Raw genomic sequence first — 15,667 nt, 5'->3', positions numbered from 1 at the left:
CCGTTCCCATACCGAACACGGAAGTTAAGCTTCTCAGCGCCGATGGTAGTTGGGACTTTGTCCCTGTGAGAGTAGGACGTTGCCAGGCAAACGAAGCACAACCTGATGAGGGTTGTGCTTTTTGTGTTGTCACAGTTATAGGATAGTAGTATCGTTACCATGCGGCGGTGTTTTTATGGAAAGAGGGAACGATAGTCGGAGAATTGTGCCCGTGCGGCGATGCTTTAAGAGAAAAAGGTAACGATATCCAAAGGATCTGCCCGTGCAGCGTTATTTTTTAAAAAGGAACAATAGTTAGAGAATCAAACCTTCTGGTGTCATCTGATTCCCTTAATAGAGTCTTTTCGAGGATAAATGGAATTAGAAACCCAATGTGATTCCCTTTACCTAAGATTCCAAGGGTCAAGGTAACCAATCCCCCTTTTTAATTACCTTAAACCCGCTTTCCTCAAAAGGTATTAAAATCCTCTAACCCATCAAATACTCATAAACTAAAAACGGCCCTTTCTCCAAGGTAATCTCCAAAAAGGATTTTATAAACGGATAATCACGGTTTGGCATCATTTTCGTTAATTCACTCCACCATTCTGTTTCGTATCTTGCAATCATACTTAAATTATAAAGCAAGAGATAATGTACCATCAGCTCTGGGAAAAGGAATAAATTATCCTTCTTTAGTGGAAGCACATATGAACTACTTTCTAGATTAAATTTAATCGGAGAAATTCCTGTAAAGGATCCCTTATTTATTTGAAACGTAAGTCCTTCACTCGTAAATTCAATTTGATTGCCTGACTTTGTTGTAAGAAACTCCCTCATTCTCTCCTCTGTCATGTGATAATGGTCCAATATTTTTTCAGGTAGTACCATTTGCCCATGATGAGTATATATGGGTGTGAAAGTGCTCTTCCCCTCATGTACAACAAATAGGTCATCAAGTTCAGGAATGAGCTGCAGGAGCTCCTCCATTGTAATTTTATCTCCTTCCAATTGTTTCATGTGGAACATTTTCTCCGACATAAAGGGAAAGAGTCCATTTTTTTGAAATTTAACTTCATCTTGGAAAAATTGGTAATTCTGCTTTTTTCTCTTTCGCGTTGAAACCCCATGTGCTAAAACGGATGTTGTTTCTGGGTAAGCGGGGTCAACCGTTAAAATACATGCTTTTATTAAATGTACGAGACCATAAAAAAGTAGAATCGGTTTTAAAATAAGCGGTGCATTATCTGCCTGTTGATAATAAATTTGCCCGTGTTCGAGATAATATAGAAAGGCATAGCAGTTTTCATAGCTTTTTTGTTCAGGGTTTTCAATATTCCATTTCCTATAATTGTTTTTTAGGTATAACTGGCAATACTCTGCAGAAAAAAAACTCGCATAGCTTTTCCAGCCTTTATAGTCAGCTGCCAATGGTAATCACCTTTTTCAGAAAAGTTAAATTAAATCGTTCTCCTTGACAGTATTTTGTCCAATTGATAACCTACAATTAAAAAATTTTTTCCTGGAGGCCATAAAAATGTGGGAGAGTAAATTTCAAAAAGAAGGTTTAACGTTTGATGATGTCTTATTAATTCCTGGTAAATCAGAAGTACTGCCGCGTGATGTAAGTCTTCAAGTGGAGTTATCTCCTAAGGTAAAGTTAAATATCCCGATTATTAGTGCAGGGATGGACACCGTAACAGAAGCTGAAATGGCAATTTCAATGGCTCGCCAGGGTGGTATAGGAATCATCCATAAAAATATGACCATTGAACAGCAGGCTGAACTGGTTGAGAAAGTTAAGAGGTCAGAAAGTGGTGTAATCACCGATCCGTTTTTCCTTACTCCAGAGCATCAGGTATTTGATGCTGAGCATTTAATGAGCAAATATCGAATTTCAGGTGTGCCAATTGTCAATAATCTTGATGAGCAAAAACTGGTAGGGATTATCACCAATCGTGACTTACGTTTTATTCAAGATTACTCGTTTAAAATTTCTGATGTTATGACAAGAGAAAACCTTGTTACGGCTCCGGTAGGAACCACATTAAAAGAGGCAGAAAAAATCCTTCAAAAGTATAAAATCGAAAAGCTGCCGCTTGTGGACGATCAAGGAGTTTTGAAAGGGTTAATCACCATAAAGGATATTGAGAAGGTTATTGAGTTTCCAAACTCAGCAAAGGATAAGCAAGGTCGTTTATTAGCTGGTGCGGCTGTCGGTGTAACAAAGGATACAATGCAGAGGGTTGATAAGCTGGTAAAAGCCAATGTTGATTTGATTGTAGTAGATACAGCACACGGCCATTCCAAGGGTGTACTCGACACAGTTAAAGAAATTAGAAGCCAATACTCAGATTTAACAATTGTTGCAGGAAATGTGGCAACTGGAGAAGCAACAGCGGCACTGATAGAAGCAGGTGCGGATGTCGTTAAGGTTGGAATCGGACCTGGCTCTATATGTACTACGAGGGTGGTAGCAGGTGTAGGCGTGCCACAAATCACTGCTGTTTATGACTGTGCTACAGAGGCTAGAAAACATGGCAAGGCTATTATTGCAGATGGCGGTATTAAATATTCAGGTGATATCGTAAAGGCATTAGCTGCAGGCGGTCATGCCGTTATGCTGGGAAGCATGCTGGCGGGTGTAACAGAAAGTCCTGGAGAGACTGAAATTTTCCAGGGACGACGCTTTAAGGTATATCGCGGCATGGGTTCTGTTGCAGCGATGGAAAAGGGTTCAAAGGATCGTTATTTTCAGGAAGATAATAAGAAGTTTGTTCCTGAAGGAATTGAAGGTCGCTTGCCTTATAAAGGGCCATTAGCTGAAACAATTTACCAATTAGTCGGTGGTATACGTTCTGGTATGGGATATTGTGGAACAAAAGACCTAGAAGCGTTAAGAGATAATGCTCAATTTATTAGAATGACAGGGGCAGGACTGAGAGAGAGTCATCCTCACGATGTCCAAATTACAAAAGAAGCACCAAATTACTCATTATCTTAAGAGACGAAACAGAGAAGTCATCGCTTCTCTGTCTTTTTTTTGTAAAAAGATAGTCCTATCCTCTGTCTATGATTTGAACTCCAGTTATGATAAAATAACCAAAGTGTATTTAAATCGTTGGAGGCGTTAAGAGTGAACAAACTTTTTTATCGTAAACTTTTTGCCAGTTCCTTGGCAATGATTATGTTTTTTAGCCTATTTTCTGGCATGAATAAAGCTGAGGCAGAAACTGCGGGGTTAGATGTCAATGCATCTGCGGCTATATTGGTGGATGCAGATACGGGTATGATCTTGTATGAAAAGAATTCTGAAACGGCTCTGGGAATTGCAAGTATGACTAAAATGATGACAGAATACTTATTTTTAGAAGCAGTAAAAGAGGGTAAAGCGAAGTGGGACCAAGAGTACTTAATATCTCCCGAACTTTCTAAAATGTCTCATGACAATAGTTTAAGTAATGTTTTTTTACGTGTTGACGCCAAGTATAAGGCGAAAGATCTGTATTCAGCAATGGCGATTGAATCTGCTAATGCTGCAACCATTGCAATTGCTGAAATGGTTGGCGGATCAGAGGCGAAATTTGTAGAAATGATGAATAAAAAGGCAGAAGAACTTGGCCTGGAGAAGTATAAGTTTGTAAACTCTACAGGATTAAATAATCGTGATATGTTAAAGCATTTTCCTGAAGTCATCGGTGATCCTGATGAGGAAAATATAATGTCTGCAAAGGATGTTGCAATTTTGGCATCCCGCTTGTTAAAGGATTTCCCAGAGGTATTGGAGACATCTAGTGATCCTGAAAGGATTTTTGCAGAGGGTACCGAAGATGCTTTTAAAATGGACAACTGGAACTGGATGTTAGAAGGATACGAGAAACTTGCAGCTGATTACCCGAATTATCAGCAATTTGTTTATAAAGGTTTGGATGGTTTAAAGACTGGTTCAACTCCTTTTGCAGGTTCCAATTTTACCGGAACGGCTTCTAGAGATGGTCAAAGATTTATATCCGTTGTTATGAATACTAGTTCCCAAACAGAACGATTCAGAGAAACAAGAAAGATCCTTGATTTCGCTTTTAATAATTTTACAAAGGAAGAAGTTATTCCAAAGCATTATCAAGTTAAAGAGAAAAAGAGTTTACCAGTAACCAAAGGTAAAGACGATCAGGTAAAAATTTATACAAAAGACGCCGTTAATATGGTTGTTAAAAATGGAGAAAAGGATAATTTCAAAACCGTTTTAACACTTGATAAAAAGAAAATTAATAAACAAGGTGAACTTACTGCTCCTATTAAAAAGGGTGAAAAAGTTGGAACGTTAACCATCCAACCTAAAGAGGCTGAAAAGTTAGGGTTTTTAACAGAAAAAGGGCAGAACCATATTACAGTTGACGTCATTGCAGCTGAAGATGTTGAGAAGTCTAATTGGTTCGTCTTAATGATGAGAGGAATCGGGGGATTCTTTGGAGACCTTTGGGGAGGCATTTCTTCCACCGTTAAAGGCTGGTTTAAATAGTCAGGGAATATTTACAAAGGATTCTTGTCTTGACAGGGATCCTTTTTTGTTGCTTTAATGTTTTTATGGGAATATTCTAATTCCGAACGAATTAATACAACTTCCTAAATTTATACGTTAATTTTTTGTAATATTTATAAAAATGGACTAACAAGGGGGACTTACAATGAAAACAGGTACAGATCGAGTTAAACGTGGAATGGCAGAAATGCAAAAGGGCGGCGTCATCATGGATGTTATTAATGCAGAGCAGGCAAAAATTGCTGAAGATGCAGGCGCGGTTGCTGTAATGGCACTTGAGCGTGTTCCTTCTGACATTCGTGCTGCTGGCGGAGTTGCTAGAATGGCTGATCCTAGGATTATGGAAGAGGTACTTAATGCTGTTTCAATCCCTGTAATGGCAAAAGCAAGAATTGGCCATATTGTTGAAGCACGTATTCTTGAGGCAATGGGTGTTGACTATATTGATGAGAGCGAAGTATTAACTCCAGCTGATGAAGAGTATCATTTATATAAGAGGGATTTTACCGTTCCATTTGTTTGTGGCTGCCGTGACCTTGGTGAGGCTGCCCGCAGGATTGGTGAAGGGGCTTCAATGCTTCGTACAAAGGGTGAACCAGGAACAGGAAATATCGTTGAGGCAGTCCGCCATATGCGTAAGGTAAACGGACAGGTTCGTAAAGTGGTAGGAATGAATGAAGATGAGCTTATGACAGAAGCAAAACTATTGGGAGCACCATTTGAGTTACTTCTTGAAATTAAGCGCCTTGGTCGTCTACCCGTTGTTAACTTTGCAGCAGGCGGCGTAGCCACTCCAGCGGACGCAGCATTGATGATGGAGTTGGGTGCAGACGGAGTTTTTGTAGGATCAGGTATTTTTAAATCAGAGAATCCAGCTAAGTTTGCTAGAGCGATTGTAGAAGCTACTACCCACTACCAAGATTATAAATTAATTGTTGAGCTTTCTAAGGACTTAGGAACTCCTATGAAAGGGATTGAAATTTCTTCAATAGCTCCACAAGCGCGCATGCAGGATAGAGGTTGGTAAGATCATGGTAAAAATAGGAGTACTTGCTTTACAAGGTGCTGTTCGTGAACATATACGTTCTGTAGAAGAATGTGGTGCACAGGGAATCGCTATTAAGAAAGTGGAAGAGCTAAATGAAGTAGACGGCTTAATCCTTCCTGGTGGTGAAAGCACTGCAATGAGACGATTGATTGATAAGTATAACTTTATGGATGCATTAAAGGAATTTGCTGCTGAAGGTAAACCTATGTTCGGAACATGTGCAGGTCTTATACTTTTAGCTAAAAATCTAGTTGGCCATGAACCCCATATCGGTGTGATGGACATTACGGTTGAACGCAACTCTTTTGGCCGACAAGTGGATAGCTTCGAGGCAGACCTTACAATCAAGGATGTTGCCGATAACTTTCCAGCAGTATTTATCCGTGCTCCACATATCGTTGAGGCAGGAGAAGAAGTTGAAATTCTTTCTAAGCATAATGACCGTATTGTCGCAGCACGTGAAGGACAATACCTCGGCTGTTCCTTCCACCCAGAATTAACAGATAATCATGACCTTACGGCTTACTTTGTAAAGATGGTTAAGGAAGCAAAAGCAAAACAACTTGTATAAAATAATTGCATTTAGTGGATAATTATAGTAAATTAAGAAACAAATAAGACAGCACATACGCACTAGGCAATGTTGCTGAACAATTATATAGCGTTAAAGCAATGAGAGGAACTAGTAACAGGAAGTTCATTCTAAAGAGAGCCGATGGCTGGTGTAAATCGGTGTTTGAAGCTTGTGAATCCCTCCTCGAGCAGAGTATGGAACACCCACTAATGGGTTAGTAAGTACTTTCGGTAAAAACCGTTAATTTTTTTCAAGGTGGACAGACTAATATACTGTCAACCAGGGTGGTAACGCGGGTAACTCTCGTCCCTGTTTTTGGGGATGGGAGTTTTTTGTATTTATTTAACAGTTAGGAGTGGTACAAATGTTAGATATTAAAGTATTAAGAGCTAATTTTGCAGAGGTGAAGGAAAAACTTCAGCATCGCGGGGAGGACCTGACAGACCTTGGGAAATTCGAGGACTTAGATCAGCGCAGACGTGATTTAATCGTTGAGGCCGAACAATTGAAAAGCAAGCGAAATGAGGTTTCTCAACAGGTAGCGACTTTAAAGCGCGAAAAGGCCGATGCTGACCATCTTATTGTGGAGATGCGTGAGGTAGGCGACAGGATTAAAGTTTTGGATGAGGAGCTCCGCAGTGTCGAGGAAACTCTTGATCATTTGTTAATGAGCATTCCAAATATTCCACATGAAAGTGTTCCTGTTGGTGAAACAGAGGATGAAAATGTTGAAATTAGAAAATGGGGTCAAGTTCGTGAATTTGAATTTGAGGCGAAGCCGCACTGGGATGTTGCCGACCATTTAGGGATACTTGATTTTGAACGTGCGGGCAAGGTTACGGGCAGCCGCTTCGTTTTTTATAAAGGCCTTGGGGCTCGTTTAGAGCGTGCACTAATGAACTTTATGCTTGACCTGCATGTCGATGAGCATGGCTATAAAGAAATTTTACCGCCTTATATGGTCAACCGTGCCAGCATGACGGGTACAGGTCAGCTGCCAAAATTTGAAGAAGACGCATTCTTAATTGAAAGTGAAGATTACTTCTTAATCCCAACAGCTGAAGTGCCTGTTACCAACCTCTACCGCGATGAAATCTTAAGCGGTGACGAGCTGCCAATTCGCTTTGCGGCCTACAGCGCATGCTTTCGTTCCGAAGCTGGTTCTGCGGGGCGTGACACGCGCGGATTAATCCGTCAGCACCAATTCAATAAAGTGGAACTCGTGAAGTTTGTTAAGCCAGAAGATTCTTATGAGGAGCTTGAGAAGCTGACAAGTGACGCTGAGCGTGTCCTGCAATTACTTGAATTGCCTTATCGTGTGCTAAGCATGTGTACGGGTGACCTGGGCTTTACGGCTGCTAAAAAGTACGACATCGAGGTATGGATTCCAAGTTATGGCACCTTCCGGGAGATTTCTTCTTGTAGTAACTTCGAGGCTTTCCAAGCCCGCCGTGCCAATATACGTTTCCGACGGGAACCAAAGGCGAAACCTGAACATCTTCATACATTAAATGGATCTGGTTTGGCGATTGGCAGAACGGTTGCAGCCATCTTGGAAAATTATCAGCAGGCTGATGGCAGTGTGGTCATTCCAAATGTATTACGTCCTTATATGGGGAATAAAGAAGTTATCGTACCAGAATAATATTAAATCATTTTATTTTAATTAATGTGTTGACATGGGTAAATTACTGTGTTAATCTATATCTTGTCGACACGGAGGAATACCCAAGTCTGGCTGAAGGGATCGGTCTTGAAAACCGACAGGCGGGTCATACCGCGCGGGGGTTCGAATCCCTCTTCCTCCTCCATTAATTTTAACATTAATCGCGCATAAAACTGGAGATAATATCCGTTCCAAGTAATTGGACGGATTTTTTTATGCACTTTTTTAAAATAATGCTGCACGTAAAAAGAAAGCACATATTGGATTAACCAATATGTGCTTTTGTTATATTAAGGATTCCTTTTAGTCGTTCGTCAACTTCACGGCATATTCTTAATGCGTCTTCTGGGCGCTTCACAACATCTGTATAATCCATGTCAATAATCAAGACATCGCTGGCGTTATAGTTATTAATGACCCAGTCATCATAACCCTTCCAAACTTCGAAATAATATTCTTTTAGTTCAGGGTTAATTTCGAAGCTTCTGCCCCGTGCCATAATTCGGTCAATTACCGTATCAAAGGAACCTTTTAAGTAAACCATTAAATCTGGGGCTTTTTTTGGAAGCTCATTTAATTCTTCCATCATGTTTTCCACAAGCTCTTCATATATTTTAAATTCAAGCTCAGAAATTCTGCCGAGATTTTTATTTACATAGGCAAAGTACCAATCTTCGTAAATGGAGCGATCCTGAATGGTATAAATAGGGTCATTCCAACTTACACAATCCTTCACCGTTTTAAAGCGTTTATTTAGAAAAAACAATTGTAAGAGGAATGGAATTCTTCTTGCATCTAATTCTTCTGGAGTTAATTCATAATAGAGAGGGAGAATTGGATTATTATCAACAGCTTCATAAAAAACCTTACTCTCAATTCCATTTCTTTTAAAATGTGCATTTAATGTATCAGCTACACTTGTTTTACCAAGACCAATCATACCACCAATAACGATACTCACTTACATCCCCCAATTCTTACTTGTGTGTTTGTCGTGCTGCTTTTCTTTAATGAACTTATGAGCTTTTCGATAATAAAATTTAAATCATCTTCATTTGTGACAAAATCTAATTCATCCCCGTTAAATCGAAGTACTGGAATTTCCGGATGTGAATGCTCAAAGCTCGTTATGGTTTGTTCATAGTCAATTGATAGCTGCTCTAAATATAAGGGGCTAATATTTTTCTCTACTTCGCGTCCTCTTATTTTTATTCGCTTAAGAAGAGTATCAAGACTCGCATTTAAATAAATAATGACATTCGGCTTTGGCATGTCTTCTGTTAGGAGCTGATATATTTTATAGTATTTTTGATATTCATCGGAGTTTAAAGTCCTCTGGGCAAAAATTAAGTTCTTTAAAATATGATAATCTGCTACAACAGCCTGACTTTTACTTAAGTAGTGGGTATTAATATCCCCTAATTGCTTATAGCGATTGCAAAGAAAAAACATTTCTGTCTGGAAACTCCACTCTTCAATATTGTCATAAAATTTCCCTAAAAATGGATTTTCATCGACAATCTCTTTTAATAATGCAAAATTAAATTTATTTGAAATGGCTTTTGCGAGAGATGTCTTACCTACACCAATCGGCCCTTCAACGGTTATAAAGGGAGTATACCCCACCTGCATGTCCTCCTTCTCCAACTGCCTGCAATTTCTATGTTTAACCAGTAAATTACCGGTAACCTTTATTCAAAGTTCTTTTTGGCACAAATATTATATTATCATAATCTGATACAGGAAGGGATATGGAAATTGTTGAAGAATGGATTTTTATGTCGATAATTTGAAAAAACTGCCGAATGACGGCAGTTTTTGTTAGAAGTTTTTATCATCTTTTTACAACATTGAAATTCTCGACAATTAACAGCCAATTTTGCGGAAAGGCAAGACCTAGCTTCCAGTAACTCATTCCTCTAATATTCAACTCTTTTATCAAATTAAACTTTGCTTGAATGGAACGAGCATCCTCGAACCAAACTTCATGCTGTTTTCCATTCGCAGCGGTGTATCTGAAAAAAGGTGCCTGTGCTTTTGTATCATATTGAATAGGAACATTGTTTGCAGCTGCAAGCTCAATAGCTTGTTGTGGACTGACTGCTCTTGCCACAGAGCCCTGAACAAATGGAAGTGTCCAGTCGTATCCATATAGATTCTGCCCCATCATAATTTTATTAGGAGGCATTTCTGTAATTGCATATTGTAAAACCTTTCGAACCTGATCAATAGGGGAAACAGCCATGGCCGGACCACCACTGTATCCCCATTCGTAGGTCATAATAACAACAAAGTCCACAATTTGCCCGTGCGCACGATAATCATGAGCTTCATACCATTTCCCTTGTTGTGTAGCACTTGTTTTCGGTGCTAGGGCTGTTGATATAAACCATCCTTCACGTTGGAATCTTGCCTTTGCTTTTCGTAAGAATCGATTATAGGCTTCACGGTCAGCTGGTCGTAAAAATTCGAAATCGAAATGAATATCGCGAAACCCATATTTCTTTGCAGTAGCAACAATATTATTTAGGAATCTGTCTTGAATGGGGATATCATTTAGTAAAATACGACCTAATTCATCACTAAATTGATCATTTTCCTGGTTAGTAATAACCATCATTAAAACATTTCGATTTGCCCTCGCAATGGCTGGAAAGTTATTTAGCAAAGGTTCTTTTAAGGAACCGTCACGAAGTGCTTGAAAGCTGAACGGTGCCAAATAAGTTAAATAAGGTGCTGCCTCCCGTGCACTCGTTTCTAATATTGGTGCTACAGAGGTGCCGCGCGGTTCTACATAGGCATTAAATTCCCCTCTTCTTTTTGGTGCCGGTGGGATATAAAGGCGAAAACCAACATAAAGTTGCTGGTTTAGTGAAATACGGTTTGCTGAAGCGATTTGTTGGTAGGGTACACCTACCTTTTGCCCGATTGACCATAAACTGTCTCCCGGCTGAACATAATAGAAACTTCCAACGATTGGAATGACCATTGCTTGACCAACGACTAGATTATTTGGATTAGGGATGTCATTTGCTTCAACAATATCATTAACTGTTGTATTGTAAGACCTGGCAATGGTCGTTAATGATTCGTTACTTTTCACAACATGAATTTGCATCTTCTTCCCCTCCTTAGCAAAAACGCTACAACTATTTTATGAGTGAGATTATGGATTCATGATATAATGGATAAAATTTCAAATAATCGAGTGAAAATGAAGATATTGGTGGGCGGTATACCTCATGACTAAAGATGAATTTTCAGATGAATATTATATGAAGGAAGCTATAAAGGAAGCGAAAAAGGCAGAAGTTTTAGCGGAAGTGCCAATCGGTGCAATCATCGTAATGGATGGAAGGATTATTTCCCGCGCACATAATTTGCGAGAAAATAAACAAAGTGCAGTTGCCCATGCAGAACTATTGGCAATTGAACAGGCTTGTAAGGAAACCGGTTCATGGCGTCTTACGAATGCTACTTTATATGTCACACTTGAGCCCTGTGCCATGTGCTCAGGTGCCATTATCTTAGCAAGGGTGGATAGAGTGGTTTATGGTGCAGCAGATCCAAAAGGGGGCTGTGCAGGAACATTTATGAATCTCCTGCAGGATGAGCGGTTTAACCATCAAAGTGAGGTTACAAGCGGTGTGTTGGAAGCTGAGTGTGGTCAATTACTGTCAGACTTCTTTCGTCAGCTTCGAGAAAAAAGGAAACTAGCAAAAAAACAAAACTTACAGTAATTTACAATTGATAAAGATTGATTTTTTTCTCGAATGTTAGTATACTAAGAAGGCGTCATAAAGACGCACTAAAAGCATTATCAACTTTGCCGTGCTAGGCGGGGAGGTAGCGGTGCCCTGTACTCGCAATCCGCTCTAGCGAGGCTGAATCCCTTCCCGAGGCTGGTATCCTGTAGGGTCCGCCTTAAGTAAGTGGTGTTGACGCCCGGGTCCTGCGCAATGGGAATCCATGAACCATGTCAGGTCCGGAAGGAAGCAGCATTAAGTGGAAGCTCCCATGTGCCGCAGGGTTGCCTGGGCCGAGCTAACTGCTTAAGCAGCGCCTATGGGTGCGGAGTCGACGGAAGGTGCACGGCAGTTTATAATTAAAAGACAGCTCATCTCGTAACCCGAGATGAGTTTTTTTGTATTCTCTTTGTAAAATAGAAAAGGGATAAGTTATAATGAATAGGATAGTATTTTTGAAGGGGGCGATGTTTTTGGCTTATCAGGCTTTATATCGTGTTTGGCGGCCTCAAGCATTTATTGATGTAGTAGGACAGGAACATGTTACTAAAACATTGCAAAACGCCCTACTTCAACAAAAAATTTCCCATGCTTATTTATTTAACGGGCCGCGAGGGACAGGGAAGACAAGTGCTGCAAAAATATTAGCAAAGGCAGTTAATTGTGAACGAGCACCGGTTTTTGAACCTTGCAACGAATGTGACGCCTGTAAGGGTATTACCAATGGAACGATACCCGATGTTCTTGAATTTGACGCAGCTTCCAACTCACGAGTGGAAGAAATGCGAGATGTTCTAGATAAAGTGAAGTTCGCTCCAACCTCTGTTAACTACAAGGTCTATATTATTGATGAAGTGCATATGCTATCGATTAGCGCCTTTAACGCTTTGTTAAAAACTTTAGAGGAGCCGCCCAAGCATGTTATTTTCATTTTAGCTACGACCGAACCGCATAAAATACCCTTAACCATTATCTCTAGGTGTCAACGATTTGATTTTAGACGGATTACAGCACAAGCGATTGTGAATCGAATGAAATTAATCGTCGATGAAACAGGTGTTGATTGTGAAGAAGACGCTTTAAAAATGATTGCTAGAGCAGCTGAAGGTGGTATGCGTGACGCATTAAGTCTTTTAGACCAAGCTATTTCCTTTAGTCAGGATCGAGTAACAGTTGAAGACGCACTGACTGTTACAGGCTCTGTTTCACAAGGATTTTTAAATAAGCTTGCCAAAGCAGTTATGGAAAGGGATGTAGCCAGCGGCTTAGAAGCTTTAGAGGAATTATTATTTCATGGGAAAGACCCATCAAGATTTATTGAGGACTTTATTTTGTACTATCGAGATATGCTGCTATACAAAACAGCACCAAATCTTGAGGAATCATTAGATAGAGTCATGTTAGATGAGGAGTTTCGTCAATTAGCTGAAGCTGTTCCTTATGATCAGATTTACCAGCTTATTGACCTATTAAATAAAACCCAACAGGATATGCGATGGACCAATCATCCTAGAATCTTTCTAGAAGTTGCTATTGTTAAGCTATGTCAAACAAAAGAGCAACAGACGGAGCAAATGCCTTCTGGACAAATATCTCAACTGCTTACTAAAATGGAACAGTTAGAGCATGAACTGCAACTGTTAAAAACAAATGGACCTGTTGTTCAAGATATGGCACCTCAGGCAACACAAAAACCTGCACATAAAACTTCAAGAAAAGGATTCCAGCCGGCAGTTGGAAGAATAAATGAAGTATTGAAGAATGCAACAAAGAATGACTTGAATCAAATTAAGAGCAAATGGGGCGAAATGAGAGGGAGATTAATGAAATCTCATGCTGCCTTACTGAATGAAGCGGAACCAGTTGCGGCTTCAGCTAATGCTTTTATATTAAAATTCAAACATGAAATTCATTGCCAAATGGCAATGGATAATAACCGTTTTGTCGAGACGATTACCCTAGCTCTACAAGAACTAACCGGAAATAAATATTTCGTGCTTGGTGTACCTGAAGAGCAATGGCTTTCAATTCGAGAAGACTTTTTAAGCACACAGCATCATGTTAATGGAGAAAGTTCTGGTTCTGGCTCTAAAGCAGAAGAAGAGCCGCATATAGCGGAAGCGAAAAATCTCTTTGGTGCTGAATTTGTAGAAATAATTGACTAATTAAATGGAGGTTGAAGGAATATGCGTGGTGGAATGGGTAATATGCAAAATATGATGAAGCAAATGCAAAAAATGCAAAAGAAAATGGCTGAAGCACAAGAAGAGTTAGGACAGCAAAAGATTGAAGGAACAGCAGGCGGCGGTATGGTGACTGTCATCGTAACAGGTCATAAAGAAGTGGTAGATGTACAAATTAAACCTGAAGCAGTTGATCCAGACGATATCGAAATGCTGCAAGACCTTGTTTTAGCAGCAACAAACGATGCGCTAAAAAAGGTAGAAGAACTTACAAACAACACAATGGGACAATTTACAAAAGGAATGAATCTGCCTTTTTAAATAAGGATAATCAAGCGTATGCGCCTTTTTAAAGGCGCATACGCTTTTCCAGGAGAGGAATAATAAACAATGCACTATCCAGAACCGATTTCAAAGTTGATTGACAGCTTTATGAAGCTGCCAGGTATCGGACCCAAAACGGCTGCCCGTTTGGCTTTTTACGTGTTGAGCATGAAGGAAGACACGGTGCTGGATTTCGCCAAGGCATTAGTGAACGCCAAGCGGAATTTATCGTATTGTACGGTCTGCGGTCATATTACAGATCAGGATCCATGCTATATATGTGAAGATCAGCGCCGTGATAAGAGTACGATTTGTGTTGTCCAAGATCCAAAGGATGTTATTGCCATGGAAAAAATGAGAGAATTCAATGGTAAGTACCATGTTCTCCATGGAGCGATCTCTCCTATGGATGGAATAGGCCCTGAGGATATTAACATTCCTGACCTATTAAAGCGTCTCCATGATGAAACGGTAGAAGAAGTCATCCTTGCAACGAATCCAAATATCGAAGGAGAGGCAACGGCCATGTATATTTCCCGTTTGCTCAAACCATCAGGCATTAAGGTTACACGGATTGCACATGGACTTCCAGTTGGAGGAGATCTTGAATACGCGGATGAGGTTACTTTATCTAAGGCTTTAGAGGGAAGAAGAGAACTTTAACGAATAGCAGAGTACCGGGGGAATCACGATGTTTTTTCAGCGAAAAGGGTGGCTGCGGAAAGAATATGATAAAAAGCTTTTAACACAGCTACAGGAGTATAAAGAACATTGGCAGAAGCAAAAGCAATTATTGGATAAAAGTTTTGACCCCTCTGAGGAAGCGATTTGTCAGACAAAAATTGCTCAAGTAAAGTACTACTTTCTATTAAGAGAGGCAAAAGAAAGAAATGTAAGTATAAAAAGGTAAATATGATGCTATTCCTATTCAAGGTCTATTTTTTATAACTTGTACATATGTTGTTATAAAAAGAGTTGAAGGGGGATAGCTTTTTGGAACCTATTATAATTATATCAATACTAGGAGGGCTCATACTTATTCTTTTATTTTCCGGAGCTCCTTTTAAACCAGCTAGGTTTCTTGGCCAAGCTGTTATTAAATTATTGATTGGTGCAATTTTATTGTTTTTCCTTAATACTGCTGGCAATAGCTTTGGTATTCATGTACCGATTAATTTCGCAACCTCAGCTGTTTCAGGCTTTCTTGGAATTCCGGGGTTGGTTGCGCTGGCCGCGATTCAAAAATTCATCATCTAGTTTGAAAATACCGCTGGAAAACAGCGGTTTTTTGTTTCTAAAAAATCATTTTAAAAAACTATTGACCAACCATTTGATATGCTGTAATATATTAAAAGTCGTCACAAACGACAAACAAACACATTTAAAAAAGTTATTGACTTAAATAACTGTTTAATGGTATATTAATAAAGTCGCTTCAGAGCGATTGAGAAAAGTTGCTCCTTGAAAACTAAACAAACAAGAACGTCAACAAACAATTTTTTAGCTTTTTTAAAAAAGCTAAGCCAACGTAACAAAATGAGCTATATCAACTTTCTTGGAGAGTTTGATCCTGGCTCAGGACGAACGCTGGCGGCGTGCCTAATACA

Annotated in this window: 15 protein-coding genes, 1 tRNA gene, 1 rRNA gene, 1 other RNA gene and 1 other annotated feature; of the genes, 14 read left to right on the top strand and 4 right to left on the bottom strand. The window is 39.6% G+C overall.

What is annotated here, in order from left to right; translation table 11 throughout:
- Positions 1-88: ribosomal RNA gene (gene rrf, locus J2Y03_RS28440) — 5S ribosomal RNA — on the top strand; the annotation flags it as partial.
- Positions 89-468: 380 nt separating this feature from the next.
- Here rrf and J2Y03_RS28435 read toward each other — a convergent pair.
- Positions 469-1,410 (bottom strand): YaaC family protein, encoded by a 942-nt coding sequence (locus J2Y03_RS28435; protein WP_310200593.1) that lies wholly within the window; start codon positions 1,408-1,410, stop codon positions 469-471.
- A 106-nt stretch (positions 1,411-1,516) separates the two neighbouring features.
- On the opposite strand from J2Y03_RS28435, the gene guaB reads away from it, so the two are divergent.
- From guaB to J2Y03_RS28405, 6 genes are all read left to right on the top strand, one after another.
- On the top strand, positions 1,517-2,983 hold the full coding sequence (guaB, locus tag J2Y03_RS28430) for an IMP dehydrogenase (protein ID WP_310200591.1): 1,467 nt from the start codon (positions 1,517-1,519) through the stop codon (positions 2,981-2,983).
- 177 nt (positions 2,984-3,160) lie between these two features.
- The gene (locus J2Y03_RS28425) at positions 3,161-4,498 is read left to right on the top strand and encodes a D-alanyl-D-alanine carboxypeptidase family protein (RefSeq protein ID WP_396954283.1); all 1,338 of its coding nucleotides are present in this window, start codon (positions 3,161-3,163) and stop codon (positions 4,496-4,498) included.
- Positions 4,499-4,664: 166 nt separating this feature from the next.
- Positions 4,665-5,546: a pyridoxal 5'-phosphate synthase lyase subunit PdxS gene (pdxS, locus tag J2Y03_RS28420; RefSeq protein WP_310200589.1), complete on the top strand. Its 882-nt coding sequence runs from the start codon at positions 4,665-4,667 to the stop codon at positions 5,544-5,546.
- 4 nt (positions 5,547-5,550) lie between these two features.
- Positions 5,551-6,138, top strand: coding sequence for a pyridoxal 5'-phosphate synthase glutaminase subunit PdxT (pdxT, locus tag J2Y03_RS28415; RefSeq protein ID WP_310200588.1), 588 nt, complete (start codon positions 5,551-5,553; stop codon positions 6,136-6,138).
- 92 nt (positions 6,139-6,230) lie between these two features.
- Positions 6,231-6,455 (top strand) — a binding site (T-box leader).
- 50 nt (positions 6,456-6,505) lie between these two features.
- A complete protein-coding gene (gene serS, locus J2Y03_RS28410) occupies positions 6,506-7,786 on the top strand; it encodes a serine--tRNA ligase (RefSeq protein WP_310200586.1) in 1,281 nt (426 codons plus the stop codon).
- 73 nt (positions 7,787-7,859) lie between these two features.
- Positions 7,860-7,952, top strand: a tRNA-Ser gene (locus J2Y03_RS28405).
- 120 nt (positions 7,953-8,072) lie between these two features.
- Here J2Y03_RS28405 and J2Y03_RS28400 read toward each other — a convergent pair.
- The 3 genes from J2Y03_RS28400 to J2Y03_RS28390 all read right to left on the bottom strand — a co-directional run bounded on the left by J2Y03_RS28400 (position 8,073) and on the right by J2Y03_RS28390 (position 10,925).
- A complete protein-coding gene (locus J2Y03_RS28400; protein ID WP_132097385.1) occupies positions 8,073-8,768 on the bottom strand; it encodes a deoxynucleoside kinase in 696 nt (231 codons plus the stop codon).
- Positions 8,765-9,433, bottom strand: a complete 669-nt coding sequence (locus J2Y03_RS28395) for a deoxynucleoside kinase (RefSeq protein ID WP_310200582.1) — start codon at positions 9,431-9,433, stop codon at positions 8,765-8,767. Before J2Y03_RS28395 ends, J2Y03_RS28400 begins: the two co-directional genes overlap by 4 nt.
- A 208-nt stretch (positions 9,434-9,641) precedes the next feature.
- Complete coding sequence (locus tag J2Y03_RS28390; RefSeq protein WP_310200581.1) at positions 9,642-10,925, bottom strand: glycoside hydrolase family 18 protein; 1,284 nt, start codon at positions 10,923-10,925, stop codon at positions 9,642-9,644.
- Between the two features lie 124 nt (positions 10,926-11,049).
- On the opposite strand from J2Y03_RS28390, the gene tadA reads away from it, so the two are divergent.
- The 7 genes from tadA (at position 11,050) to J2Y03_RS28355 (ending at position 15,317) form a co-directional block, all read left to right on the top strand.
- Complete coding sequence (tadA, locus tag J2Y03_RS28385; RefSeq protein WP_310200579.1) at positions 11,050-11,547, top strand: tRNA adenosine(34) deaminase TadA; 498 nt, start codon at positions 11,050-11,052, stop codon at positions 11,545-11,547.
- 89 nt (positions 11,548-11,636) lie between these two features.
- Positions 11,637-11,902: signal recognition particle sRNA large type (gene ffs, locus J2Y03_RS28380), an RNA gene on the top strand.
- A 124-nt stretch (positions 11,903-12,026) separates the two neighbouring features.
- Positions 12,027-13,718: a DNA polymerase III subunit gamma/tau gene (gene dnaX / locus J2Y03_RS28375; protein WP_310200577.1), complete on the top strand. Its 1,692-nt coding sequence runs from the start codon at positions 12,027-12,029 to the stop codon at positions 13,716-13,718.
- Positions 13,719-13,739: 21 nt separating this feature from the next.
- Entirely contained in the window at positions 13,740-14,057 is a 318-nt protein-coding gene (locus J2Y03_RS28370; RefSeq protein ID WP_045519285.1) for a YbaB/EbfC family nucleoid-associated protein, read from the top strand.
- Positions 14,058-14,126: 69 nt separating this feature from the next.
- Entirely contained in the window at positions 14,127-14,723 is a 597-nt protein-coding gene (recR, locus tag J2Y03_RS28365; protein WP_132097390.1) for a recombination mediator RecR, read from the top strand.
- A 28-nt stretch (positions 14,724-14,751) separates the two neighbouring features.
- A complete protein-coding gene (locus tag J2Y03_RS28360) occupies positions 14,752-14,970 on the top strand; it encodes a YaaL family protein (RefSeq protein ID WP_132097391.1) in 219 nt (72 codons plus the stop codon).
- Between the two features lie 83 nt (positions 14,971-15,053).
- On the top strand, positions 15,054-15,317 hold the full coding sequence (locus J2Y03_RS28355) for a pro-sigmaK processing inhibitor BofA family protein (protein WP_310200575.1): 264 nt from the start codon (positions 15,054-15,056) through the stop codon (positions 15,315-15,317).
- The last annotated feature ends 350 nt before the right edge of the window (positions 15,318-15,667 follow it).

The sequence above is a fragment of the Neobacillus niacini genome, assembly GCF_031457145.1.
Classification (GTDB): domain Bacteria; phylum Bacillota; class Bacilli; order Bacillales; family Cytobacillaceae; genus Neobacillus; species Neobacillus niacini_J.
Note: the sequence above shows the minus strand (reverse complement) of the source record. Positions and strands in the feature narration are given on the sequence as shown.